This is a genomic window from Streptomyces sp. f51 (genome assembly GCF_037940415.1).
Lineage (GTDB): Bacteria > Actinomycetota > Actinomycetes > Streptomycetales > Streptomycetaceae > Streptomyces.
The window spans coordinates 4,663,805-4,688,024 of sequence record NZ_CP149798.1; the positions used below are offsets into that span (position 1 = coordinate 4,663,805).

General features: G+C 70.8%; 23 protein-coding genes. 13 read left to right on the forward strand and 10 right to left on the reverse strand.

From position 1 onward, the window contains the following. The first annotated feature begins 185 nt into the window (after positions 1–185). From WJM95_RS20440 to WJM95_RS20455, 4 genes are all read left to right on the forward strand, one after another. On the forward strand, positions 186–1,454 hold the full coding sequence (locus WJM95_RS20440; RefSeq protein ID WP_339131129.1) for an Ig-like domain-containing protein: 1,269 nt from the start codon (positions 186–188) through the stop codon (positions 1,452–1,454). A gap of 165 nt (positions 1,455–1,619) precedes the next feature. Beyond that, complete coding sequence (locus tag WJM95_RS20445; RefSeq protein WP_339131130.1) at positions 1,620–3,083, forward strand: ABC transporter permease; 1,464 nt, start codon at positions 1,620–1,622, stop codon at positions 3,081–3,083. A gap of 32 nt (positions 3,084–3,115) precedes the next feature. Further along, positions 3,116–3,799, forward strand: a complete 684-nt coding sequence (locus WJM95_RS20450) for an ABC transporter ATP-binding protein (RefSeq protein WP_339131131.1) — start codon at positions 3,116–3,118, stop codon at positions 3,797–3,799. A gap of 96 nt (positions 3,800–3,895) precedes the next feature. Beyond that, positions 3,896–4,666 (forward strand): antibiotic biosynthesis monooxygenase, encoded by a 771-nt coding sequence (locus WJM95_RS20455; RefSeq protein WP_339131132.1) that lies wholly within the window; start codon positions 3,896–3,898, stop codon positions 4,664–4,666. Between the two features lie 67 nt (positions 4,667–4,733). On the opposite strand, the gene WJM95_RS20460 is transcribed toward WJM95_RS20455, so the two are convergent. Further along, positions 4,734–5,648: a helix-turn-helix transcriptional regulator gene (locus tag WJM95_RS20460; protein WP_339131133.1), complete on the reverse strand. Its 915-nt coding sequence runs from the start codon at positions 5,646–5,648 to the stop codon at positions 4,734–4,736. 172 nt (positions 5,649–5,820) lie between these two features. On the opposite strand from WJM95_RS20460, the gene WJM95_RS20465 reads away from it, so the two are divergent. Then, positions 5,821–6,861: an NAD(P)-dependent alcohol dehydrogenase gene (locus tag WJM95_RS20465; RefSeq protein WP_339131134.1), complete on the forward strand. Its 1,041-nt coding sequence runs from the start codon at positions 5,821–5,823 to the stop codon at positions 6,859–6,861. Between the two features lie 127 nt (positions 6,862–6,988). Here WJM95_RS20465 and WJM95_RS20470 read toward each other — a convergent pair whose 3' ends face one another. After that, the gene (locus WJM95_RS20470) at positions 6,989–8,218 is read right to left on the reverse strand and encodes a serine hydrolase domain-containing protein (protein WP_339131135.1); all 1,230 of its coding nucleotides are present in this window, start codon (positions 8,216–8,218) and stop codon (positions 6,989–6,991) included. A 309-nt stretch (positions 8,219–8,527) separates the two neighbouring features. Here WJM95_RS20470 and WJM95_RS20475 point away from each other — a divergent pair, with 309 nt between their 5' ends. Both WJM95_RS20475 and WJM95_RS20480 read left to right on the forward strand, forming a co-directional pair. Further along, positions 8,528–9,082, forward strand: coding sequence for a hypothetical protein (locus tag WJM95_RS20475; RefSeq protein WP_339131136.1), 555 nt, complete (start codon positions 8,528–8,530; stop codon positions 9,080–9,082). Positions 9,083–9,280: 198 nt separating this feature from the next. Then, positions 9,281–10,108 carry a ZIP family metal transporter gene (locus WJM95_RS20480; protein ID WP_339131137.1) on the forward strand — a complete coding sequence of 276 codons (828 nt, stop codon included), beginning with the start codon at positions 9,281–9,283 and terminating at the stop codon, positions 10,106–10,108. A gap of 25 nt (positions 10,109–10,133) precedes the next feature. Here the strand turns inward: WJM95_RS20480 and WJM95_RS20485 are convergent, their stop codons facing one another. Then, positions 10,134–10,811: a DUF4389 domain-containing protein gene (locus tag WJM95_RS20485; protein ID WP_339131138.1), complete on the reverse strand. Its 678-nt coding sequence runs from the start codon at positions 10,809–10,811 to the stop codon at positions 10,134–10,136. Between the two features lie 183 nt (positions 10,812–10,994). Beyond that, positions 10,995–12,113: a hypothetical protein gene (locus WJM95_RS20490; protein ID WP_339131139.1), complete on the reverse strand. Its 1,119-nt coding sequence runs from the start codon at positions 12,111–12,113 to the stop codon at positions 10,995–10,997. 113 nt (positions 12,114–12,226) lie between these two features. On the opposite strand from WJM95_RS20490, the gene WJM95_RS20495 reads away from it, so the two are divergent. Next, the gene (locus tag WJM95_RS20495) at positions 12,227–13,381 is read left to right on the forward strand and encodes a cystathionine gamma-synthase (RefSeq protein ID WP_339131140.1); all 1,155 of its coding nucleotides are present in this window, start codon (positions 12,227–12,229) and stop codon (positions 13,379–13,381) included. Positions 13,382–13,510: 129 nt separating this feature from the next. Here the strand turns inward: WJM95_RS20495 and WJM95_RS20500 are convergent, their stop codons facing one another. The 3 genes from WJM95_RS20500 to WJM95_RS20510 form a co-directional block, all read right to left on the reverse strand. Further along, the gene (locus WJM95_RS20500) at positions 13,511–13,762 is read right to left on the reverse strand and encodes a hypothetical protein (RefSeq protein WP_339131141.1); all 252 of its coding nucleotides are present in this window, start codon (positions 13,760–13,762) and stop codon (positions 13,511–13,513) included. Next, on the reverse strand, positions 13,759–14,256 hold the full coding sequence (locus WJM95_RS20505) for a sigma factor-like helix-turn-helix DNA-binding protein (protein WP_339131142.1): 498 nt from the start codon (positions 14,254–14,256) through the stop codon (positions 13,759–13,761). Before WJM95_RS20505 ends, WJM95_RS20500 begins: the two co-directional genes overlap by 4 nt. Before the next feature lie 261 nt (positions 14,257–14,517). Next, positions 14,518–15,024: a MarR family transcriptional regulator gene (locus WJM95_RS20510; RefSeq protein ID WP_339135717.1), complete on the reverse strand. Its 507-nt coding sequence runs from the start codon at positions 15,022–15,024 to the stop codon at positions 14,518–14,520. 165 nt (positions 15,025–15,189) lie between these two features. Between WJM95_RS20510 and ilvA the strand changes: the two genes are divergently transcribed. From ilvA to WJM95_RS20525, 3 genes are all read left to right on the forward strand, one after another. Further along, positions 15,190–16,419 (forward strand): threonine ammonia-lyase, encoded by a 1,230-nt coding sequence (ilvA, locus tag WJM95_RS20515; RefSeq protein WP_339131143.1) that lies wholly within the window; start codon positions 15,190–15,192, stop codon positions 16,417–16,419. Between the two features lie 205 nt (positions 16,420–16,624). Next, a complete protein-coding gene (locus WJM95_RS20520) occupies positions 16,625–17,635 on the forward strand; it encodes an ATP-binding cassette domain-containing protein (protein ID WP_339131144.1) in 1,011 nt (336 codons plus the stop codon). After that, positions 17,632–18,489 (forward strand): ABC transporter permease, encoded by an 858-nt coding sequence (locus WJM95_RS20525; protein ID WP_339131145.1) that lies wholly within the window; start codon positions 17,632–17,634, stop codon positions 18,487–18,489. The genes WJM95_RS20520 and WJM95_RS20525 overlap by 4 nt, the downstream gene beginning before the upstream one ends. 93 nt (positions 18,490–18,582) lie before the next feature. On the opposite strand, the gene greA is transcribed toward WJM95_RS20525, so the two are convergent. Together greA and WJM95_RS20535 are read right to left on the reverse strand one after the other, a co-directional pair. After that, positions 18,583–19,080 carry a transcription elongation factor GreA gene (greA, locus tag WJM95_RS20530; protein WP_326785819.1) on the reverse strand — a complete coding sequence of 166 codons (498 nt, stop codon included), beginning with the start codon at positions 19,078–19,080 and terminating at the stop codon, positions 18,583–18,585. A 215-nt stretch (positions 19,081–19,295) separates the two neighbouring features. After that, positions 19,296–19,691, reverse strand: coding sequence for a DUF4307 domain-containing protein (locus WJM95_RS20535; RefSeq protein WP_339131146.1), 396 nt, complete (start codon positions 19,689–19,691; stop codon positions 19,296–19,298). A 172-nt stretch (positions 19,692–19,863) separates the two neighbouring features. Here WJM95_RS20535 and mca point away from each other — a divergent pair, with 172 nt between their 5' ends. Together mca and WJM95_RS20545 are read left to right on the forward strand one after the other, a co-directional pair. Next, positions 19,864–20,724: a mycothiol conjugate amidase Mca gene (gene mca, locus WJM95_RS20540; protein ID WP_339135719.1), complete on the forward strand. Its 861-nt coding sequence runs from the start codon at positions 19,864–19,866 to the stop codon at positions 20,722–20,724. Beyond that, a complete protein-coding gene (locus tag WJM95_RS20545; RefSeq protein ID WP_339131147.1) occupies positions 20,717–20,977 on the forward strand; it encodes a hypothetical protein in 261 nt (86 codons plus the stop codon). Before mca ends, WJM95_RS20545 begins: the two co-directional genes overlap by 8 nt. 17 nt (positions 20,978–20,994) lie before the next feature. On the opposite strand, the gene WJM95_RS20550 is transcribed toward WJM95_RS20545, so the two are convergent. Further along, entirely contained in the window at positions 20,995–24,189 is a 3,195-nt protein-coding gene (locus WJM95_RS20550) for a tetratricopeptide repeat protein (protein WP_339131148.1), read from the reverse strand. Positions 24,190–24,220: the final 31 nt, after the last annotated feature.

The following is a 24,220-nucleotide window of genomic DNA, read 5'->3' on the forward strand; positions in this document are numbered from 1 at the left end:
GCGCGGCACGGCCCTCCTCCGCGCCGCACCGGCACACCGACCCGGTCCCCCGGTCCGAACGCGGTGGACGTGGTGGGGGAGTGGACGTGGTGTGGGCCACACTTCCTCGTGAAGTGGAACGGGGCGAACCGGTTGCCGCGTTGAAGTTCACGGGCCCCCGTGGCCCTTTTCGGGAATCGGCGACGATGGAGAAGCGTGTGATGACGAACAGTAAGCGGCGCAAGCGTCTGACGTCTGCGTCCGTACTGCTCGGCGGGGTGCTGATGCTCTCTGCGTGCAGCGGAGGCGGAGGCGACGCCAACGCTTCGAACAGCGGCGACCCCACGTCGCAGGCCAAGGTCGACGAGGCGGCGGCCAAGAAGACGTCCGAGGCGCAGATCAAGATCACGCCCAAGGACGGCTCCGACAACGCCTCGATCAACAACGGCACCGCCGTCACGGTCACCAAGGGCTCGCTCACGTCCGTCACGATGAAGACCGCGACCGGCACGGCCGTGGCCGGTCAGATATCGGCCGACAAGAAGAGCTGGAAGCCCCTGAACCGGCTCGACCGCGCCACCACGTACAAGATCGCCGCCGAGGCCGCCGACTCCGCGGGCCGCACGGCCCACGAGAACGCGTCCTTCACCACGGTCTCCCCGGCCAACAGCTTCATCGGCAACTTCACGCCCGAGGACGGTTCCACCGTCGGTGTCGGCATGCCGGTCTCGATCAACTTCGACAAGGCCATCACGAACAAGGCCGCCGTGCAGAAGGGGATCACGGTCTCCTCCAGCAGCGGCCAGGAGGTCGTCGGCCACTGGTTCAACGCCAACCGCCTGGACTTCCGCCCCGAGAGCTACTGGACCGGCGGCTCCACCGTCACCCTCAAGCTGAACCTCGACGGGGTCCAGGGCGCGAGCGGTGTCTACGGCGTGCAGCAGAAGACGGTCACCTTCAAGATCGGCCGCAACCAGGTCTCCGTCGTCGACGCCAAGACCAAGACGATGCAGGTCATGCAGGACGGCAAGGTCGTCAAGACCATCCCCGTCTCCGCGGGCGCCCCTGACCACACCACGTACCAGGGCCAGATGGTGATCTCCGAGAAGTTCAAGGAGACCCGGATGGACGGCTCGACGGTCGGCTTCACGAACGACGACGGCAAGGGCGAGTACGACATCAAGGACGTGCCGCACGCGATGCGTCTGTCGAACTCCGGCACCTTCATCCACGGCAACTACTGGGGCGCGAAGTCCATCTTCGGTTCCGTCAACACCAGCCACGGCTGTGTCGGCCTGTCCGACACGAAGGGCGCCAACGACCCCAACACCCCCGCCTCGTGGTTCTTCAACCACTCGCTGGTCGGTGACGTGGTCGTCGTCAAGAACACCGGCGACAAGACCATCGCCCCGGACAACGGCCTCAACGGCTGGAACCTGAACTGGGCGGCCTGGAAGGCCGGTTCGGCCGTCTGAGACAGCCGGGAGCAGGACGAGGACGAACACTGATGCGGCGGTGGCCCCCCGGGCCACCGCCGCATCGGCGTCTCCCACGGGCCTCTTGGCCCGGCCACAGCCTTCTCATGCTTCTCTTATTTCAGCCTTATTCCTTCATCACGCGCCGTAACTAGCTTGCGGCACATGTTCTTCACCTACCTGAGGCGCGAACTGCGCCGCCGCAGAAAGGCGGCCCTCGTCGTCGCCTCCGGGCTCGCCCTGGGCATCGCCCTGGTCATCGTGGTCAGTTCCGTGTCCTCGGGCATGGAGAAGGCCCAGGGCAAGGTTCTCCAGTCGCTGTACGGGCTGGGAACCGACATGACGGTCACCAAGGCCGCCGCGGCGAGCGGCACCAGCGACCGTCCGCGCTTCAACTTCGACGCGAAGGACAGCGGTTCCGGCACCGACCAGAGCAGCGACCGGGTCATGGTCCAGGGGTTCCAGACCCTGGCCTCCTCGACCGTCTCCAAGGTCGACGCGCAGAAGGGCGTCGCGGACTCCGTCGGCGGTCTGAGCCTCACGGTCATCCGCATCAACGGCCAGTTCACCCGCGGCCAGTTCAAGCAGGACCCGAGCAGCGGCGGCAGCCGGCAGCGGGGCGGCGGCGGACAGGCTCCGCAGGGCCGCGTCGAGGGCGGCGGCGCCAACTTCGACGTCAACAACTACACGGTCTACGGCACCGACGTCACCAAGCCGGCCCTGGGCCCGCTGACCTCGTCGAAGATCACCAGCGGTCGCACGTTCACGACCTCCGAGACGAACGCCAAGGTCGTCGTCGCCGACAAGTCCTACGCCAAGGAGAAGAAGCTCAAGGTCGGTGGCACCGTCACCATCAAGAGCGTCAAGTACAAGGTCATCGGCATCGCGACGCCCGACAGCGGCGACGCGGCGGCCAACCTCTACATCCCGCTCCAGCAGGCGCAGACGCTCAGCAGCTCCAAGAACAAGGTCACGACGATCTACGTCAAGGCCTCGGACTCGCAGCAGATCTCCAGCGTCAAGAGCACCATCCAGAAGAACATCTCGGGCACGACGGTCACCACCTCCGCGGACCTCGCGAGCACCGTCTCCGGATCCCTGTCCACCGCCTCCAACCTCGCCTCGAACGTGGGCAAGTGGCTGTCGATCGCGGTGCTCGTGGCCGCGTTCCTGGTCGCCGGTCTGCTCACCTCCTCCGCCGTCTCCCGCCGCGTGCGCGAGTTCGGCACGCTCAAGGCGCTCGGCTGGAAGTCGAGCCGGGTGACCCGCCAGGTGGTCGGCGAGGCCATCGTCAACGGCCTGGTCGGCGGTGTCCTCGGCATCGCCCTCGGCCTCGCGGGCGCCTACGCCGTCACCGAGATCAGCCCCAGCCTCTCGGCGCAGGTGGCGAGCGCGGGCCGGGGCGGCGGTCCGGGCGGAGGCGGCGGCTTCGGGGGCGGCGGCTTCGGCGGCCCGGGACGGCAGAGCGCCTCCAAGGCCCTCGACGTCGCGCTCACCGCGCCCGTCAGCGTCAACACGATCGTCCTCGCCGTCGCCCTGGCCGTGACCGGCGGCCTGATCGCCGGCGCCTTCGGCGGCTGGCGCGCCTCCCGGCTGCGTCCCGCCGACGCCCTGCGTCGCGTCGAATAAGCCCCGCCACCACGGATCCCAGGAGTAGCACCATGTACGAACTCAGAGGCGTCACCAAGCGCTATGCGCGGGGCAAGGAATCGATCAACGCGCTCGCCGGGATCGATCTGACGATCGGCGACGGCGACCGGCTCGTCATCCAGGGCCCCACCGGCGGCGGCAAGTCCACCCTGCTCCAGATGCTCGGCGGGCTCGACCGTCCCACCGCGGGCAGCGTCGAACTCGACGGCGTCGACATGGCGAAGCTGTCCGAGGCGAAGCTCACCCGGGTGCGCAGCGAGAACATCGGCTTCGTCTTCCAGAGCTTCAACCTGATCCCCACGCTCACCGCCCAGGAGAACGTCGAGACCGCGCTCGTACCGCTGCGGGTCAAGGCGAAGGAACGGCGTGAGCGGGCCGCCGCGGCCCTGGAGTCCGTGGGGCTCGCCGAGCGCCTCGGGCACCTGCCCGCCGAGCTCTCCGGCGGCCAGCAGCAGCGTGTGGCGATCGCCCGCGCCCTGGTCAAGCAGCCCAAGGTGCTGCTCGCCGACGAGCCCACCGGCAACCTCGACGAGGGCATGCGCGACGAGATCATGGACGTGCTCGAAGCCATGTGGAAGGAGCACGGGCTGACCTTCATCATGGTCACCCACGACTCCGCGATCGCGAAGAAGGCCCCGCGCCTCGCCACGATCCGCAAGGGGACGATCACCGTCAAGGAGAACGCGGGAGCGTAGCGGTACCCCGCCGGACGCCGGTGCGGGAATGAGCCCGCAGCGAAAGGGCCACCGGAAAGAGAGCCTCCGGTGGCCCTTCCGTGTTTGTGTGGGGACATGACCGTCTCGACAGTCGAATACATCCGGTACCGCATTCCCGAGGACCAGTCGGCCGGGTTCCTGGCCGCCTACACCCGCGCCGCCCGCCTGCTCGCCGAGGCGCCGCAGTGCGTGGACTACGAACTCGCGCGCTGCGAGGAGGACTTCGAGCACTTCGTCCTGAGGATCACCTGGACCTCCACCGAGGACCACATCGAGGGCTTCCGCACCTCCGAGCTCTTCCCCGGCTTCCTCGCCGAGATCCGCCCGTACATCGGCAGCATCGAGGAGATGCGCCACTACAAGCCCACGTCGGTGCGCGGCCGGGGTGCCTCCGAACCCACGCTCTACGCCTGGGCGGGCGGCGCCGAGGCGTTCTCCCGTCTCACCGAGGCGTTCTACGACAAGGTCCTCAAGGACGACCTCCTCGCGCCGCTGTTCGCCGGCCTCGCGCCCGAACACGCCGCCCATGTCGCCCTCTGGCTCGGCGAGGTCTTCGGCGGACCGGCCGCGTACTCCGAGACCCAGGGCGGCCACGGCCACATGGTCGCCAAGCACCTGGGCAAGGGCATCACGGAGCCGCAGCGCCGCCGCTGGGTCAATCTGCTCCAGGACGCCGCCGACGACGCGGGACTGCCCACCGACGCCGAGTTCCGCTCCGCCTTCCTCGCGTACGCGGAGTGGGGCACGCGGCTGGCCGTGTACTACTCGAGCCCGGACGCGACACCTCCGGCGGAGCAGCCCGTACCGAAGTGGACATGGGGAGCGGCACCGCCGTACCAGCCGTGAGCAGGCGTCCCGGCCGGTCGCCGGAGTGTCCGGCGGGGCGTTCGCCAGGAGCGTCGGGCGGGAGAGCTCAGCGGGGAGCGGACGAGCCCGCGCGGGTCGCGTCCGTTCCCCACGAGGCCAGCAGCCGCAGGGCCTGGGCCGAACTCGACTCCGGCTCCGCGTGATACGTGACCAGCGCCAGCTCGCTGTCGCCGATCAGCCGGAACGACTCGAACTGCAACGCGAGATCACCCACCAGCGGATGCCGCAGCAGCTTCACCCCGTGGCTCTTCTCCTTGACGTCGTGCGTCGCCCACAGCCTCCGGAAGTCCTCGCTCTTCACCGACAGCTGCCCGACCAGCGCGGACAGCCGCGGATCGTCCGGATGGCAGCCCGCGTCCATGCGCAGCATGCAGACGATGTCGATCGCCTTCTGCTCCCACTCCACGAACAGCTCCCGGTACTCGGGCCGCAGGAAGACCATCCGCGCCCAGTTCCGCTCCTGCGCCGGCAGCTCCGACCAGTCCCCGAAGACGGCGGCCGCCATCCGGTTCCAGACGAGCACGTCGGAGCGCCGTCCGGTGATGTACGCGGGGACGCCGTCGAGCGTGTCGAGCAGCTGGCGCAGGGAGCCGCGCACCTGCTGCGGCCTGGCCGTCTGCTTCTTCTTGTGCTGCTTGGGCTTCGCGAGATGCGTGAGGTGGTTGTGCTCGGCGTCCGTCAGCCGCAGCGCCCGCGCGATGGCGTCCAGCACCTCCGCCGACACGTTGCGGCCGTGGCCCTGTTCCAGACGCGTGTAGTAGGCCACGGACACCCCGGCGAGCTGGGCCAGCTCCTCGCGGCGCAGCCCGGGCACCCGGCGGTGCCGTCCGAAGTCGGGCATCCCGACGTCCTCCGGCTTCAGCCGGGCACGGCGGCTGCGCAGGAACTCGCTCAGCTCGGCGCGCCGGTCCAGGGAGTGGGCCGCCTCACCGGTGGGACCCACGGAGGGCTGTTCATCCATATGTCCAGTATCAACGGTCGTACGACACGGAGCCTGACCCCGCCAGTGGTAGGACCAGCGAACGTACGCAGAGCCGTGGTCTGGGTGAAACGCGGGGGACCGGGCAGGCTGGACGCCGTGCCCGAAGACACCGCAGGGCACGGACCACCCCCCTCCCGAGGAGAACCCCGGCATGACCACTGTCGTCGCGTACGCCGCACCCGCCGCCAAGGCTCCGCTGGAGCGCACCACCATCGAGCGCCGCGCGGTCAGGGAGCACGACGTCCTGATCGACATCAAGTTCGCCGGCATCTGCCACTCCGACATCCACCAGGCCCGCGAGGGCTGGGGCAAGGCCGCCTTCCCGATGGTGCCCGGCCACGAGATCGCCGGGATCGTCGCCGAGGTCGGATCCGGCGTCACCAAGTTCAAGATCGGCGACCGCGTGGGCGTCGGCTGCCTGGTCGACTCCTGCCGTGAGTGCGACAACTGCGTGGCCGGTCTGGAGCAGTACTGCACCGGCGGCGGCGTCGGCACGTACAACTCCGTCGGCAAGGACGGCGAGCCCACCTACGGCGGCTACTCCCAGAAGATCGTCGTCGACGAGAACTACACCCTGCGCATCCCCGACGGCATCTCCCTCGATGTCGCCGCGCCGCTGCTCTGCGCCGGGATCACCACGTACTCCCCGCTCAAGCACTGGAACGCGGGCCCCGGCAAGAAGGTCGCGGTCCTCGGCATGGGCGGTCTCGGCCACATGGGCGTCAAGATCGCGCACGCGCTCGGCGCCGAGGTCACGGTCCTCTCCCAGTCGCTGCGCAAGAAGGACGACGGCCTGAAGCTGGGCGCCGACCACTACTACGCCACCAGCGACCCGGAGACCTTCAAGGCGCTGCGCGGCACCTTCGACCTGATCCTGTCCACCGTCTCCGCGCCGCTGGACCTGGACGCCTATCTCTCCCTGCTGCGCACGGACGGCGCGTTCGTGAACGTGGGCGCGCCCGAGGAGCCGGTCCGGCTCAACCTCTTCTCCGTGATCGGCGGCCGCAAGACCCTCGCGGGCTCCGGCATCGGCGGCATCCGCGAGACCCAGGAGATGCTGGACTTCTGCGCCGAGCACGGCTTCGGCGCCGAGATCGAGCTCATCGAGGCCTCCGAGATCAACGAGGCGTACGAGCGGGTGCTGGCGAGCGACGTCCGCTACCGCTTCGTGATCGACGCGGCCACGATCTGACGGCGCCGTCGGCCCGGCGATGGCGTCGCCGTGCCGGGCGGACAGGACAGGAAGGTGCCGCCCCGGTCGTACGACCGGGGCGGCACCTTCCTGTCGGAGTCCGGCGTCCGGCTCCTGGCGATCGGCCTCAGCGGCCGACGACCGCGCCCGCGTAGACGTTGTCCGGGGTGACGATCTGTGTGACGGCCCGGGCGACCAGCGTGGACGGTTCCTGGCCCTGGTAGGTGATGTCGGTGTTGATCATGATGACCAGGGTGGCCTTCTTCGAGGGCAGATAGACGGTCACGGTCTCGTATCCCGGCAGGGAGCCGTTGTGCCCGATCCACCCGCTGGCGTTGAAGATGCCGAGGCCGTACGTCGTTCCCGGGAAGCCGGTCGGCAGTGTCTTCAGGCGCTGGGCCTGGGTCTGGGGGCTGAGCAGGGTGCCGGTGGCGACGACCTTCGCCCAGCGCCGCAGGTCGTGCAGGTTCGAGATCATCGCCCCCGCGGCCCAGGCCCAGCTCGGGTTCCAGTTCGTGGAGTTCGCGACCTCGCCGCTCAGCGTCTGGTCGGTGTAGCCCTGCGGGTGCGGCTTCGGGAACTCGTTCCCCTTCGGGAACAGCGTGTGGCGCAGGCCCGCGGGGCGCAGGACGCGCTGGTGGATGAAGTCGCGCAGCTTCTGCCCGCCGGCCTTCTCGACGACCAGGCCGAGCAGGACGAGGTTGGTGTTGGAGTACTGGAACTGCGCGCCGGGCGCGAACGTGTTCCGGTGCTTGAAGCCGTACGCGAGCAGTTCCCGCGGGGTGAAGACCCGCTGGGGGTCGCTCAGCAGGTCGTGCACGAAGTCCGGGTCGGACGTGTACGGGAACAGTCCGCTGCGCATCTCGGCGAGCTGGCGCAGGGTGATGTTCCGGCCGTTCGGGACGCCGGGAATGTAGCGGGAGATCGGGTCGTCCAGGCGGACCCGGTGCCGGTCCACGAGTTCGAGCAGCGCGGTGACGGTGAAGGTCTTGGTCTCGCTGCCGATCCGGACGTAGGAGTCGACGGACATCGGCTTGCGGGTGGTGGTGTCGGCGACGCCGGTCGCGCGGACGTAGTTCCCCTTGCCGGGCATCCACAGTCCGACGACGACACCGGGGATGTTCGCCTGCCGCCGGACGTCCGCGACGGCCTTGTCCAGCCGTGCGCTCAGCGCGGGGCTCAGACTGCCGCGCGCGTTGTCGTCCGTTCCGTATCCGCCGGTGTCCGCCGCGCGGGCGACGGTGGCGCGGGCGCCCGTCGGGTGGAGGGCCGCGGCGGGGGTGGCTGTGATCGGGGCCAGCACGGACGCTGCGAGCAGGGCGGCGGCGAACGGTCGGCGGTAGGAGCGATGTCGCATGGGGGGCGCCTCTTCCGGATCAGGTCCAGGTCACGGGGGACACGGGAACAGACGGCAACACCACCATCCGGGCCGTCGACAGGAGCGCCGGTCCGATCAGCGTTCCGGCAAGTCCACTCGATCGGAGCCACGCAGGGACGCGGCCGCCCGCAACCCTTCGGTGCGCTCGCGGGTCTGCTGTACGGCGTGAGGGATCAGGACGGCCCTGGTCCGGGCGGGAGCGGTGACGAAAACGGGAGCGGGAGCGGGAACGCGGGGGCGGGCGACGGGAGCGGGAACGGGATCGCGCGAGCGGGAACGGGGGACGGGATGACGGAAGGGACGAGCCGCCGTGAGCGCCTGCGGCGGGCGAAGCCGACGGGGATCCTGCTCCTGGTGATCGCCGGTCTGTTCGCGATCGGCACGGCGATCACCTGGCTGGCGGTGACGCACTTCGTCTACGCCTCGGGCCTGGCGGGCACGTCCGGCCATCTCAAGGTCGAGGCCTGCACATGGAGCGGGATCGGAGGCCACCGGTCTCCACACTGCCACGGCGTCTTCCGTTCCGACGACGGGACGATGGTGGATCCGGACGCCACGATCGACAACCACCTGTCGGTCGGCAGAGTGGTGGGCCTGCGCCGGACGGCCTCGGGCGGCTACGAACGGACGGGCGCGGGCGCCGTGTTCGGCTGGCTGGCGGTGTCCCTTTTCGGCCTGATGGTGCTGGTCCTGGGCGCCGCGGTGACGAGCGCCGTGACGGGCTCCCGGGACACCCCCCGCGCCCTGACGAAACTGCTCGGGGCACTGCTGGCCGCGACACTGGCGAGCGCGCTCATCGGGGGAGTGGCGGCGATGGCGGGGGCACTTGGGGGCTGGGGGTGACGGAGCGGCGTCGGCCGGGCCGGGGAGGCCAATTCCGATGGGCCGCACCGCAGTTGGCCCGAAGCCGGGTTCCAGGGGCTGTGTGTCGTTGCGTAATGGCTTGACCAAGGTTCTCCGCAGGTCCGTCTTCTGTCTTGTTAGGTAAGCCTTCCCTGGCTTACCTTCTGGGGCGTCCTCGAACCCCAGACCGGAGAATCCATGTCCAGCGCGAACGTCGTCCTGCTCGGTGCCATCGCAGGCTTCACCATCTATCTCGGCCTCCCCATCGGCCGCCTGCGGACGCCGACACCCCGCCTCAAGGCGGGCCTGAACGCCGTCGCCATCGGCATCCTGGTCTTCCTCGTGTGGGACGTCCTGGCACACGCCTGGGAGCCGGTCGACGGGGCGCTCGCCGGCCACGACTGGGGCTCGGTCGCCACCGGAGGCGGCACGCTGGCCGTGGGGCTGACGCTCGGGCTGGCCGGGCTCGTGCACTACGACGGCTGGATGGCCCGCCGCCGGGCCGCCGCCGCGCGCCCCGCGGGACCCGGCGCCGCCGCCACCACCGAGCTGGCCCCGGCGACCCGCAGTCAGGCGGGCTCGCTCGCGCTGATGATCGCCACCGGTATCGGCCTGCACAACTTCGCCGAGGGGCTGGCCATCGGCAACTCCGCCGCCAAGGGCGAACTCTCCCTCGCCGTCCTACTGATCATCGGGTTCGGCCTGCACAACGCCACCGAGGGCTTCGGCATCGTCGCCCCGCTCGCCGCCGAGGGCGAACGTCCTTCCTGGTCCACGCTGTTGTGGCTCGGCCTGATAGGCGGCGGCCCCACCTTCCTCGGCACGGTCGTCGGCCAGCACCTGGTGAACGACACCCTCTCGATCGCCTTCCTCGGCCTCGCCGCCGGCTCGATCCTCTACGTGGTGATCGAGTTGCTGGCCGTCGCCCGCAAGACCGGACTGAAGACGCTCACCACCTGGTGCATCCTGGCCGGCCTGCTGCTCGGCTTCGCCACGGACGCCGTCGTCACGGCCGCCGGCGCCTGAACGGGGACCGTCCTTCCTGCTCGGGCTACGGACGGGAACCGCTCGCCGGGATCTTCGTGAGAGGGGAGTCCTGCCCGCCCTGGTCGAGGCGGAACGGCGGGTACTCGTCGGTCATCAGCGCTGCATAGGCGCCGACCCGTGCGACCCAGCGGGCCAGACCGAGCAGGAAGCCGAAGAGGTGACCCGGGTAGCGGCCCGTGAACATCAGGATGATCACGGCGACCAGGGAGAGAAAGGGGATCAGGCCGACGCCACGCCAGTTCTCCCAATCGCCCCAGCCGCCGAAGAAGATCCCGACGACGATGTACTGCGGGATGGCCAGCAGCCACCACTTCACCAGGACCAGGCCGCGGGACAGACGCTCGGGATAGGCGACATCGAAACGCGCCGGGTAGCTGGGCACGTCCGCCAGGGTGAACGGGGGGTACTGGTCGGTGCCGAGCACGGTGTGCGCGTAGTAGCTGACACGCCAGTTCCACCGCATCACGCCGACGTTGAAGTCGAAGAGGGAGCGGGGGTAGCGGCCGGTGAACAGGATGGCGAAGAAGGCGAAGAGGGTGACGAAGGCGAACGCGATCCACAGGAAGAACAGCACGATGTAGTGCGGGATGGCGAGGAACCACTTCACCAGCCACATCCATCTGGACAGCTGAGGATCGACGAACGCCTCGACGCGCACGGGTGACGCGGTGCCAGGAATCATGTGGGCAAACCCCTTTCGAGCGTCCCCGCCCGGCGGGCCGTCCGCGGCTGCCCTCACCTGTACGGGCAGGCAGGCGATCGCCCGATCATGAATTCAGGCTCGCACGCGAGACGGAGGGCCGCGACTCGGGTGCTTCCGCCACCTGTGCGTGCCGACGAGGCGGCACCGCCCCCCGTACCGGCCTCAGTGCGACAGTGTCGCCGGGCTTCCGCCGTTCGCCTCGTAGCCTGCCACCGCCAGGGCGCGGTAGATCGCGTAGTCCGAGGCCGGGTCGGGGCTCAGGGTCCAGGGGAGGGCGCCCACGTGGCCGTCCACGTGCACCAGTTGGTCCATCGCCTCGGCCCAGCGCTCGCCGCGGACCAGGAAGCAGACCAGCAGATGGCGTACGTGGGCGAGCATCGGGTCGTCGGGGCGGGCCGCGTGGACCGCGTACAGCGCGCCGTGGACGGCCTTGGTGACGACCTCGCTCTGGTAGAAGCTGCGGACCAGGTTCACCTCGGGAAGGTGCTCGAAGACCGCGAAGAGCGGCATCGCCGCCAGCAGGGAGCCCTGCGGCGCGCGGGCCGCGGCCGCCTCGGCGAACGCCTGCGCCGTCTCCCGCGAACCGTGCCACTTCTCGCACCAGTAGTGCAGGGCCGCCAGATGCGCGCCCATGTGGGAGGGCGCGCGGTCCAGGATCTTCAGCCAGAGTTTCTCGAACTCCGGCTGGGAGTAGCCGAGTCCACGGGCCACCGACAGCTCGACGATGTACGGGATCGGGTCACCGGGGGACAGCAGCGCCGCCTCGCCGCACGCGGACCGCGCCTCCTCCATGATGATCCGGAAGTCGTCGGTCCCCGGGGTCGACGTCCGCCAGGCCTGCTGCACCAGGAACTCGGCGTGCACCGCGGCGCCGCCGGCGTCCTTGGGGGCCTCGGCACGCCACACGCGCAGCCACTGGCCGCCCGGCGTCTCGCTGACCCCGCCGGGCCGCTGCTGGAGCTCCAGCGACGCGGCGCCCGCGAAGGCCTGCACCCGCTGCCAGCGGATCTCGCCCTCGGTCTCCGTGCCGGCCAGCAGCTGCGAGGCCGCGCGGTAGTCCTGGGTCCGCTGCACCACGTCCAGGACGCTCAGCAGATCCGCGTCGGGTCCCGGCATACGGATGTCCAGCTCCTCCTGGCGCAGGAAGCCGTAGTTCGCCGGGTCCGCGGCGTCCGGGTCACCGGGCGTGACGAGCTGTATACCGGTGCGCCTGCGCCGGAGCACCGGCAGCAGGACCACGCTGAACATGGCCAGCGCCATCAGGACCCAGAGAATCTCCATGGCTCAAGCGAACCAGACGGGTCCGGCAATTGGCGAACCCGGTCCCGGGACGGCTTCGAGGACGGTCCCGTCGCGACGTCATGAACATCCGGAGAGCACTACGCTCGGGACTCATGAGCGACAGGCACATCAGTCAGCATTTCGAGACGATCGCGATCCACGCGGGCAACACCGCCGACCCCCTCACCGGAGCGGTCGTCCCGCCGATCTACCAGGTCTCCACCTACAAGCAGGACGGCGTCGGCGGCCTGCGCGGCGGTTACGAGTACAGCCGCAGCGCCAACCCCACCAGGACCGCCCTGGAGGAGAACCTCGCAGCCCTGGAGGGCGGTCGCCGCGGCCTCGCGTTCGCGTCGGGACTGGCGGCCGAGGACTGCCTGTTGCGTACGCTGCTCAGCCCCGGCGACCACGTGGTGATCCCCAACGACGCCTACGGCGGCACCTTCCGGCTCTTCGCCAAGGTCGTCTCCCGCTGGGGCGTGGAATGGTCGGTGGCCGACACCAGCGACCCCGAGTCGGTGCGGGCCGCCCTGACCCCCAAGACCAAGGTGATCTGGGTCGAGACGCCCTCCAACCCCCTCCTCGGCATCACGGACATCGCTGTGGTCGCGCAGATCGCGCGGGAGGCGGGCGCCCGGCTCGTCGTCGACAACACCTTCGCGACCCCCTACCTCCAGCAGCCGCTCGCGCTCGGCGCGGACGTCGTCGTGCACTCCCTGACCAAGTACATGGGCGGCCACTCGGACGTCGTCGGCGGCGCCCTGATCACCGGGGACAAGGAACTCGGCGAGGAGCTGGCGTACCACCAGAACGCGATGGGCGCGGTCGCCGGGCCCTTCGACTCCTGGCTGGTGCTGCGCGGCACCAAGACGCTCTCCGTGCGCATGGACCGGCACAGCGAGAACGCGGGCCGGATCGCCGAGATGCTCACCCGGCACGCGCGCGTGACCCGCGTCCTGTACCCGGGTCTGCCGGAGCACCCCGGTCACGAGACCGCCGCCAAGCAGATGCGGGCGTTCGGCGGCATGGTCTCCTTCCAGGTCGCGGGCGGCGAGGAGGCGGCCGTCGAGGTCTGCAACCGCGCCAAGATCTTCACGCTGGGCGAGTCGCTGGGCGGAGTGGAGTCCCTGATCGAGCACCCGGGACGCATGACGCACGCCTCGGCCGCCGGCTCGGCGCTGGAGGTCCCCGCCGACCTCGTGCGTATCTCCGTGGGCATCGAGAACATCGACGACCTGCTCCAGGACCTCCAGCAGGCCCTGGGCTGAGGCAGGGGCCCCGGCGGGCCTCCGCAGCTCCCCGCCGTCCGCCGCCCGCGGGCCCGGATCACCGGGTCGCGGGCGGCGGCAGGCCACGGTCGGCGGTCGTCCCACCCCGTCCCGCCCGTGCCGGCCGGTTCACCAGTCCGTCACGAGGGGAGTCGTCTCCGACGGCGGCTCCACCCAGGGGCGGGCCGTGGCCGCCCAGACCGCGAAGACGACGACCGCGCCGAGCAGTGCCAGCCACAGCAGCCGCCGCGCGGCCCTCCCGCGCCGCAGCATGCGGCCACCGCGCCGCACGACCTCGCCGTACAGGTCGGGCGGCACCACGGGCGGCGGTGCCTGTTCCAGGAGCCGTCGTACGGCCGCCTCGCGCTCCGGCAGGTTCATGACGGCGCCACCTCCATACGGGCGGGCGCCGGACCGCGCGGCGGGTGCAGCAGTGTCGCCATGGCGCGGGCGCAGATCGCCCGTACCCGTTCCGCCGGGAGACCGAGCAGGGCCGCCGCCTGCTCCTCCGCGACCCCCTCGTACAGCCTGAGGACCAGGATCAGCCGTTCCTGGGGCGTGAGCCGGGCCAGGATGTGGTCCGGGGAGGTACGCCGGCGCCCGAAGCCCCCGTACTGGTACCAGGCCGTGCGCTGGAACCGCGCGGCCAGCTGCCGGCGGGCGCTGTCGTAGGGGTCCTCGCCGTGCAGCCGGTCCCAGGAGGCGTACGTGTGGGCGAGGGCCAGCGTCAGCAGCCGCCGCGCGCGCGGGTTGGCGTCCCGGGGCTCCGCCGTGAGCAGCGTGGCGGTGTGCAGCAGCCGCCCCGCCGCGCCCGCCACGAACGCCTCGAACTCCCGCGCCCGGCGGACGCCTTGGGAGGCACGCCGTTCTCGCACCACGCCTCCCGCCCGAGGACCGCTCTGAGAAGGGGCCCGCGGCCACGTGCGACCCGTCGTACCCCGTACGACGAGGACCCGGTCTCATATGAGGCCAGGTGGCGCCTTCCGGTCAAGAGCCCGGCGCACATGCACGCGCGCGGGACGTACGCGCGCGCGTGACGTACGGGCGTGAGGCCCGCGCGCGGGAGGCGTCCGTACGCGCGCGGGATGGGGAGCGGCGGCCCGGGACCACTGGGCCCGGTCCGCCCGCGGCCGTGTTCAGGAGGTCGGCTCGGACTCCGTGGCCGGCATGCCCTGGGTGGCCTGGCGGGCCGAGAGCGCGCCGTTGAAGCGGGTGAGGAGCGCGCAGAACGCCTCACGCTCCTCCGGTGCCCAATCGTGTGTCAGCTCGGCCATCAACTGACGCCGGGAGGTGCGTACTTCGTCCAGCCGGGACTGGCCGCGCGGGGAGAGCTGGAGCACGACGGCGCGGCCGTCCTCGGGGTGCGAGGTGCGCTTGACGAGGCCGGTGTCGACCAGCGGGGCGACCTGCCGGGTGACCGTCGAGGAGTCGATGCCCATGCTCGCCGCGAGCGCCTTGACGCCCATCGGGCCTTCCTTGTCCAGGCGGTTGAGCAGCAGGTAGGCGGCCCGGTCCATGGAGTTGCGCACCTGCCCCACCCCGCCGAGCCGGGTCTGTTCCGCACGGCGCGCGAAGACCGCGACCTCGTGCTGAAGGGCTTCGAGAAGACCGGTGTCACCGACGGTCGTCATGTCCATCGACATCTCTGGTGTAGTGGGCATGGCCGGGGGCTCAATTCATGCGTGGGGAGCTGGGTTGGGGGACAGGTTACGCGGCCGGGGCGCGGGCCGTACCGGCGCTGCGCAAACCGGGTCTCGGAGCGTGGTCACCACGGAGGTGCGCCCGCGTGAACTGCGAGACTGGTGGTCATGAGCTACAGCACGGCTGACTCCTTTCCCAGTGTGACTCTCGACGACGTGCGCGGCGCGCAGAAGATGCTCTCGGGTGTGGCGCGGGTGACCGCGATGGAGGGCAGCAGGTATCTGTCCCAGCTGGTGGGCGCGCCGGTGCAGTTCAAGTGCGAGAACCTCCAGCGGACGGGATCGTTCAAGCTGCGCGGCGCGTATGTGCGGATCGCGGGCCTGCTCCCCGAGGAGCGCGCGGCCGGGGTCGTCGCGGCGAGCGCGGGCAACCACGCGCAGGGGGTCGCGCTCGCCTCCTCGCTGCTCGGCGTGCGCTCCACGGTGTTCATGCCGAACGGCGCCCCGCTGCCCAAGGTCGCCGCCACCCGCGACTACGGCGCCGAGGTGAGGCTGCACGGCCAGGTGGTCGACGAGACCCTGGCCGCCGCCCAGGAGTACGCGCGGCGGACGGGTGCCGTGTTCATCCACCCCTTCGACCACCCGGACGTCATCGCGGGCCAGGGCACGGTGGGCCTGGAGATCCTGGAGCAGTGCCCCGAGGTGCGCACGATCGTCCTGGGGATCGGCGGCGGCGGCCTCGCGGCGGGCGTGGCCCTCGCGGTGAAGTCGCTGCGTCCGGACGTACGGATCATCGGGGTGCAGGCCGAGGGCGCGGCGGCCTACCCGCCCTCGCTCGCGGCCGGGCGGCCGCTGTCGATCGCGAACCCGGCCACGATGGCCGACGGCATCAAGGTCGGCCGTCCAGGCGACGTGCCGTTCCGGCTGGTCGAGGAGCTGGTCGACGAGGTCCGCACGGTCTCCGAGAACGACCTGTCCAGCGCACTGCTGCTGTGCCTCGAGCGGGCCAAGCTGGTCGTCGAACCGGCCGGCGCGAGCTCGGTCGCGGCGCTGCTGCGCGATCCCGGGAGCTTCGAGGGCCCGGTGGTGGCGCTGCTGTCGGGCGGGAACGTGGATCCGCTGCTGATGCAGCGCATCCTGCGCCACGGCATGGCGGCGGGCGGCCGCTACCTGGCCGTCACGCTGCGGCTGACCGACCGGCCCGGGGCCCTGGCCACGCTTCTGGGGGTGTTGTCAGTGGCGGACGCTAACGTCCTGGACGTGAGCCATGTGCGGACCGATCCCCGGCTCGGGCTCACGGAGGTGGAGGTCGAGCTGCACCTGGAGACGAAGGGCCACGACCACTGCGCCGAGGTGAACCTGGCGCTGCGCGAGGCGGGCTACACCGTCATCGACTGAGGCCGGAGCCGCCCGCGGGGGCCCGGTCGACCCGTTCGGTGAAAATGCATTGAGTGACGCGATACATCGCGTTACGGTGGGAGTCCGGATCGGTGCGACGCAGTCGGGCCGATGACTTTCTCGTCGTGCGCGAGTCCCCAGTAGTACGCGCACATCCGCAAGCACGCGCACATCCGAAAATTCCCCAACGACGTGGAGAACACTCATGCCAGGCGCCATCTACGCCGAAGGCCTGGTGAAGACCTTCGGTGACGTAAGGGCTCTGGACGGCGTCGACCTCGATGTCCCGGAGGGCACCGTGCTCGGCCTGCTCGGGCCGAACGGCGCGGGCAAGACGACCGCGGTCCGCTGTCTGACGACCCTGTTGCGCCCCGACAGCGGCAAGGCCGTCGTCGCGGGCGTCGACGTGCTCAAGGACCCCGACGCCGTACGGCGCAGGGTCGGCCTCTCCGGCCAGTTCGCGGCGGTCGACGAATACCTGACCGGCCGCGAGAACCTCCAGATGGTCGGACAGCTCTACCAGATGAGGGCGAAGGCCGCGAAGGTCCGCGCGGAGGAGCTGCTGGAGCAGTTCAACCTCGCCGACGCCGCCGACCGCACCGCGAAGACGTACTCGGGAGGTATGCGCCGCCGGCTCGACCTGGCGGCGGCCCTGGTCGTCTCGCCCCCGGTGATGTTCATGGACGAGCCCACCACCGGCCTCGACCCGCGCAACCGCCAGCAGCTGTGGGACGTCATCAAGCGGCTGGTCTCCGGCGGTACGACCCTGCTGCTGACCACCCAGTATCTGGAGGAGGCCGACCACCTCGCGCACGACATCTGCGTGGTCGACCACGGCCGGGTCATCGCCCGCGGCACCGCCGACGAGCTCAAGGCGCAGACCGGCGGCGAGCGCGTCGAGGTCGTCGTGCACGAGCGCGAGCACATCGCGACCGCCTCCGAGGTGCTGCGCGGCTTCGGCAAGGGCGAGACGACGGTCGAGGAGCACACCCGCAAGCTCACGGTGCCCGTCACCGGCGGCGCGAAGCTCCTCGCCGAGGTGATCCGCGAGCTGGACGGCCGCGGTATCGAGATCGACGACATCGGCCTGCGCCGCCCCACCCTCGACGACGTCTTCCTCTCGCTCACCGGCCACGTGGCCGAGGAGAAGTCCGAAGAGAACGGCGGGCCGGCGGACACCCGGACGGGCAAGAGCAAGAAGGAGGCCGCGAAGTGAGCGCCGTCAGTGACGCCGTGCAGGTCACGGCACCCTCGAACCCCGTCTACCAATCCATCAGGGACTCCCTGGTCATCGCCAGGCGGAACCTGATCAGAATGTCCAGGATCCCGGAAATGGTGATCTTCGGACTGATCCAGCCGATCATGTTCGTGGTGCTGTTCACCTACGTCTTCGGCGGGTCCATGAAGATCGGCGGCAGCACCAGCGCCACCGCCTACACCAACTTCCTGATGGCCGGCATCTTCGCCCAGACGGTCACCTTCGCCACCGCGGGCGCCGGCGCGGGCATCGCCGACGACATGCACAAGGGCCTCATCGACCGCTTCCGGTCGCTGCCCATGGCGCGGGGCGCGGTGCTCACCGGCCGCACCCTGGCCGACCTCGTGCAGACCGCGCTGACCCTGCTCGTCCTCGCGGTGGTCGCCGTACTGGTCGGCTGGAGAGTCGGCTCGGACGGCAGCACCAACGCGTTCCGCGTCCTCGGAGCCTTCGGGCTGCTGCTCCTGCTCGGGTACGCGTTCACCTGGATCGGCGCGCTCATCGGCCTGTCCGTCCGCACGCCCGAGGCGGCGACCTCCGGCGGGCTGATCTGGCTCTTCCCGGTCACGTTCATCTCGAACGCGTTCGTGGACACCAGCAACATGACCCCCTGGCTGCGGCATGTCGCGGACTGGAACCCGTTCAGCGCCACCGTGCAGGCCTGCCGTGTGCTGTTCGCCAACCCCGGCGTGTCGACGTCCGACGCATGGCCCATGCAGCACCCGGTCTGGGCCTCGGTGATCTACTCGGTCCTCATCGTGGTGATCTTCCGGACGCTCGCCGTCCGCAAGTACCGCTCGGCGACGGCGTGAGGCGGTCGCGCCGGTCGAGGTGACCACCTCGATCGACGCGGACATGGCAATGCCCCCGGCACGCGTCCGGGGGCATCGTCGTCGGTCGCGGGCTCAGCCCCGGTGCGGCTCGGCCTTGAGGATCTTCACCGAGGCGAGCTTGCCGTTCGGCAGCTCGTACTGGGCGTCCTCGCCGACCTTCTTGCCGTTCACTCCGGCGCCCAGCGGCGACTGCGGAGAGTACGTCTCCATGTCGGAGCTCGCGTACTCGCGGGAACCGAGCAGGAAGTCCAGGGTGTCGTCCTCGTCGCCGTCGAAGGCGATGGTCACGATCATGCCCGGTGCGACCACGCCGTCCGCCGCGGGAGCCTCGCCGACCTTGGCGTTCTCCAGGAGCTGGGTCAGCTGGCGCACACGGAGCTCCTGCTTGCCCTGCTCTTCCTTGGCCGCGTGGTACCCGCCGTTCTCGCGCAGGTCGCCCTCCTCGCGCGCGGCCGCGATCTTGGCGGCGATCTCCGTGCGCGCGGGACCAGACAGGTACTCCAGCTCGGCCCTGAGCTGGTTGTACGCCTCCTGGGTCAGCCAGGTGACGTTCTCGCTGGTCTGGGTCACAGGTGCTCCTCGTAGGTACTGGGAATACAAAGCATCGCCCTACCCAGAAGCATGTTCTCTCACGGGTGGGCGAAACCACGAGCCTAACAATTCAGCGGCTCCGAGGGGAGGACATAAGACATCAGAATTTCATCGACGCAGGTCAGCCCTGGTAGCGCAGAGTGATTCCGGCCGTGGCCGAGGGCATCGACCGGGGTCGGCGGTGCCGCTCAGCCCTAGTGGCAGCCGAGGAGTTCCGCCGTGGAGCCCCGGGCCGTCGTCCGCAGCGTGACCACCTTGTCGAGACGGGACGCGCGCTGGTCGAAGCGGAAGTCCGCGCGGCCCACCTCCGTACCGTCCGCGCTCTGCGACCGCAGGGTGCAGTAGCCCTTCGTACCGGTGTCCTTGTGCACCTCGAGGTGCACCTCCACCGCGTTGTCCGAGACCGCCTCGAAGGTGATCACCTGGGCGCTGATCCTGGCGCCGGCGATGTAGTCGTAGCCGAACCAGCCGACCACGCCGATCAGGACGGCCCCCAGTACGGCGCCGACGATCCTGAGCTTGCGGTCGGCACGCTCGTCGGCGGAGCGGCCGTACCGGCCCTCGGGCAGCTGCGCGCTCGCCGTACTCATGATCGTCCTCTCGGCCGGGGTTCCTGGGGCGGACCCCGGAATTATTCGCCCCCCGATTCCGTCACTATAGAAGCCGCCCGCAGCGCGGATTCACGCCGGGCGCCGACAGCCGACCCACCCAGGCGACAGCCGACTGACCGAGGATTGAGTCTTGACTGACCAGCTGCGACTGATGGCCGTGCACGCCCACCCCGACGACGAGTCGAGCAAGGGCGCGGCCACCATGGCGAAGTACGTGTCCGAGGGGGTGGACGTGCTGGTCGTGACCTGCACGGGTGGGGAGCGCGGCTCCATCCTCAATCCCAAGCTCCAGGGCGACACGTACATCGAGGAGAACATCCACGAGGTGCGCAAGAAGGAGATGGACGAGGCCCGCGAGATCCTCGGGGTCAAGCAGGAGTGGCTCGGCTTCGTGGACTCGGGCCTGCCCGAGGGCGACCCGCTGCCGCCGCTGCCCGAGGGCTGCTTCGCCCTGGAGGACATCGACAAGGCGGCCGGCGAGCTGGTCAAGCAGATCCGCTCGTTCCGCCCGCAGGTGATCACCACGTACGACGAGAACGGTGGCTACCCGCACCCCGACCACATCATGACCCACAAGATCTCGATGGTCGCCTTCGAGGGCGCGACGGACACCGAGAAGTACCCGGAGTCCGAGTTCGGACCGGCGTTCGGGCCGCAGAAGCTGTACTACAACCAGGGCTTCAACCGCCCGCGCACCGAGGCGCTGCACCACGCGCTCCTGGACCGCGGGATGGAGTCGCCGTACGGGGACTGGCTCAAGCGCTGGAGCGAGTTCGAGCGCGCCGAACGCACGCTGACCACGCATGTCCCGTGCGCGGACTTCTTCGAGATCCGTGACAAGGCGCTGATCGCGCACGCCACGCAGATCGACCCCGACGGCGGCTGGTTCAAGGTCCCCATGGACATCCAGCGGGAGGTCTGGCCGACCGAGGAGTACGAGCTCGCGAAGTCCCTCGTGGACACATCCCTCCCCGAGGACGACCTCTTTGCGGGCATCCGCGACAATGCCTGACATGAGCGCAAGCCTGGCACTGACGCACCTCGTCCCCCTGGCCAAGGAGGTCGACGAGAACAAGGTCACCCCCGGCGTCCTCGGCTTCATCGTCTTCGCGGTGATGGCCCTGGCCGTCTGGGGTCTGATGAAGTCCATGAACCGCCACATGGGCAAGGTCACCTTCGAGCAGGACCCCGAGGCCGGGGCGGAGGGCCCCGCCGACGCGGACCGCTCCGCCTCCGGCGGCAAGCCCAGCCCGGCCAAGGGCTGAGCGACCCCCGGCACGGCTCACGTCGTCACCGGTACGCCCATCACATCGCGGGCGTGCCGGTCCGGGACCATGCCCAGACGCCAGGCCTGCCAGCCGCCGTCCAGGTCCACGCCGCGCTCCAGCAGCAGCTGATACGCCTCGGTGAAGCCGTCCAGCCTGCCGTCCCGGGTGGCGTGGCCGGCCCGTGAGAGCTGCGCCAGCTCCTCGGCGGCCACCGCGGCACCCACCTCGTGGCCGCCCGGCGCCGCGTACGGCAGCAGCGTGCAGCGCAGGAAGCGGGCCCAGTCCTCCCCGCGGCGGTCACCGTACGAGGCGAACAGCCCGACGGCCTCGTCGCACAGGTCCAGCGCCTGCTGGGTACGGGCGTTGCCGGCGTCGACGACGGCGAGCTCCAGGCACGTCCACGCCTCGCCGTGCGCCACCCCGATGCGCTGGAAGTCCGCGCGGGCGTCGACGAGGAGCTGCCGGGCGAATCCCGAGTTGCGCAGCGAGCCCGTCTGCGCCGCGCGCTGGTCGCGGGTCACGCGGGCCGAGTGATGGCGGGCGCAGGCCAGTCCGTACACGTCCCGCATGCGCGAGAACATCGTCCGGGAGCGCTCCAGCTCGCGCACCGCCCGGTCCAGATCACCGGTCTCCTCCAGGGCCTGGCCCAGGTAGTAGACCGTCCATGCCTCGCCGCGCGCGTCCTCGTTCTCGCGGTGCCGGGAGGCCGCCTGGCGCAGCCCGTCGACCGCCGCGGACGCGTCGCCCTCGACGAGCCGGGCACGGGCCAGCTGCGTGAGCGCCCAGGCCTCGCCACGGGCGTCGCGCGTCCGCCCGTACAGATCGAGTGCCGCGCGCAGCTCACGCTCGGCACGCGGCACGTCACCCATCCGCAGCCCCAGCTGGCCGAGCTGGAAGTGGGCCCAGGCCTCGCCGTGCACCGAGCCGCTCTCGCGGTGCAGCACCAGGGACTCGGTGAGCAGGCCCAGTGCCTGGCCGAGCCGGGACCGGTCGCGCTCCACCGCCGCCAGCGCGTGCATCGTCCAGGCACGGTCGGCCGCCAGCTCGGGTGAGGCCTGGAGATCCATGGCCTCCTGGAGCTTGGCCGCCGCCTCGACGAGACCGCCCTGGTGGTGCAGCGTGATGCCGAGGGAGCACAGCGCCCGGGCGGCCCCCGCGTCGTGATGGGCCTCGAAGTACAGGTCCACCACCGCGGCGAGGGTCGTGCGCGCCTTGTCCAGCTCGCCGAGCTGGCGGGCCGCGATACCGGTGCGCCACTGCACCGAGCGGACCAGGAGCCCCTGGTCGACGGCCTGGGTCAGCTCGCTGATCTCGCCCAGCCGGTACAGGTCGCCGCGCAGCAGGCAGTAGTCGCACAGGGCGCCCAGGAGATGGAGCACCGCCGCCTGGTCCACCCCCTCCGCGTGCCGCAGGGCCGCCGTGATGAAGCTCGACTCGTCGTCCAGCCAGCGCAGGGCGGCGTCCAGCGAGGTGAAGCCGTGCGGTCCGAACTGGTCGGCGCGCGTCGAGGTCTTGCCGTCCACCAGGCGGATCACCGAGTCGGCGAGCTCCGCGTAGTTCACGATCAGGCGTTCCTGCGCCGCCGTGCGCTCCGAGGCCTCCTCCTCGTCCAGGAGACGGGCCCCGGCGAACGTCCGCACGAGATCGTGCAGGCGGTAGCGGCTGCCGCGCACATGGTCGATCAGGCCCGCCCGGGACAGGGCGGTCAGATGACGGACGGCCTCGGGTTCGTCCGTCGCGAGCAGCGACGCCGCCGCGGCCGCGCCCAGCGAGGCCCGGCCGGCCAGGGCCAGCCTGCGCAGCAGCCGCCGTGCCATGTCCGACTGGTCGGTGTAGCGCAGCCACAGCACCCGCTCGACGGGCTCCACCGGGCCGTAGGCCGCGAGGTCGCCGGCCAGGGCGCGGGGAGTGCGGGGGCCGAGCGAGGAGCCCGCGATCCGCAGGGCCAGCGGCAGGCCGCCGCACAACTCCCTGATCCGGTCGGCGGATTCGGCGTCGTACGGGCCCGACGCGTCCTGCGCCGCCGCGGTCAGCAGCTCCTCGGAGCCCGCCGCGTCCAGCACGTCCACGGGGAGCTGGTGCACCCAGGCGGCGAGGTCGGCCGGCAGGTCGAGCGGCTTGCGCGCGGTGACCAGGACCAGGCTCTCGGAGCGCTCGGGGACCAGGGTGCGCACCTGCTCGGCGTCGCTCGCGTCGTCCAGCACGATCGTCACGGGCAGGCCCGTCAGATGCTGGTGGTACAGCTCGCCCAGCCGTTTGACCTGCTGGTCCTGCGAGGCGCGCTCGCGGAACAGGAGCTGTTCGCGCGGGGCGCCCAGCCGGTTCAGCAGATGGAGCAGCGCGTCGCGGGTGGGCAGCGGCGGATCGTCCGGGCTGTCGCCCCGCAGGTCGACCACGCAGGCCCCGCGGAACTGGTCCTTGAGGGCGTGCGCCGCGCGGACCGCGAGGGTGCTCCGCCCGGAGCCGGGCGCGCCGTGCAGCACCACCACCGTCGGTTTCGTCTCCGTGCTCGCCCGGGCCGCGTGCACCCACTGCGCGATCCGCGACAGTTCGGTCCGGCGTCCGGTGAACGGGCCGTCCCGCTCCGGAAGTTGACCGAAGGAGTGCTCCAGCACGCTGCGCCGGCGGGCCGCGGCGCTCTTGTCGGTGCGCCGCAGCTGGGGCGCGCCCTTCTTGGCGCCGGTGGTGGCGGTGAGCACCCGCTGCTGGTCGAGGAACGGGCGCACGCCCCGTACCTCCAGGGCCGTCAGCCACTGGAGGCGCAGCTGTTCGGGCCCGCCGGGCCGGCCGAGCGCTCCGGCACGGCGGCTCTCGGCGGGCATGTGCGAGGCCGTCACCTTGAGGACGGTGGCCGTCGCGCCCGCCACGGCCACCGTCGCTCCGGTGCCCACGGCCGTGCCCGCGCCGGTGCCGAGGGCGAGGTCGGCGGCGACGGCCGCGAGCGCGCCGACGGCGGCCACCCATAACGCGGTTCCGGATCCCTCGCGCGCGAACCGCTGCCCGAAGGTCTGCCGTCCCTCCTCCGCCTCGTCCAGCGCCCGGGTGTACGCCGTGTACTCCTCGGCGGCCGTCTCCGCCATCGCGTCGAGCGAGGCCCGCGCCCGAGACAACAGGGCGCCGCGGTCCGCGCGCCCCCCTGAGCGGCGTACCTCCTCCTCGACGGCCCGGACCAACAGCCGCTCGGCCTCCGCCCGATGGCCGTCCCGCATGTCACGTCCCCCTCCGGCAGCAACTGTCTGG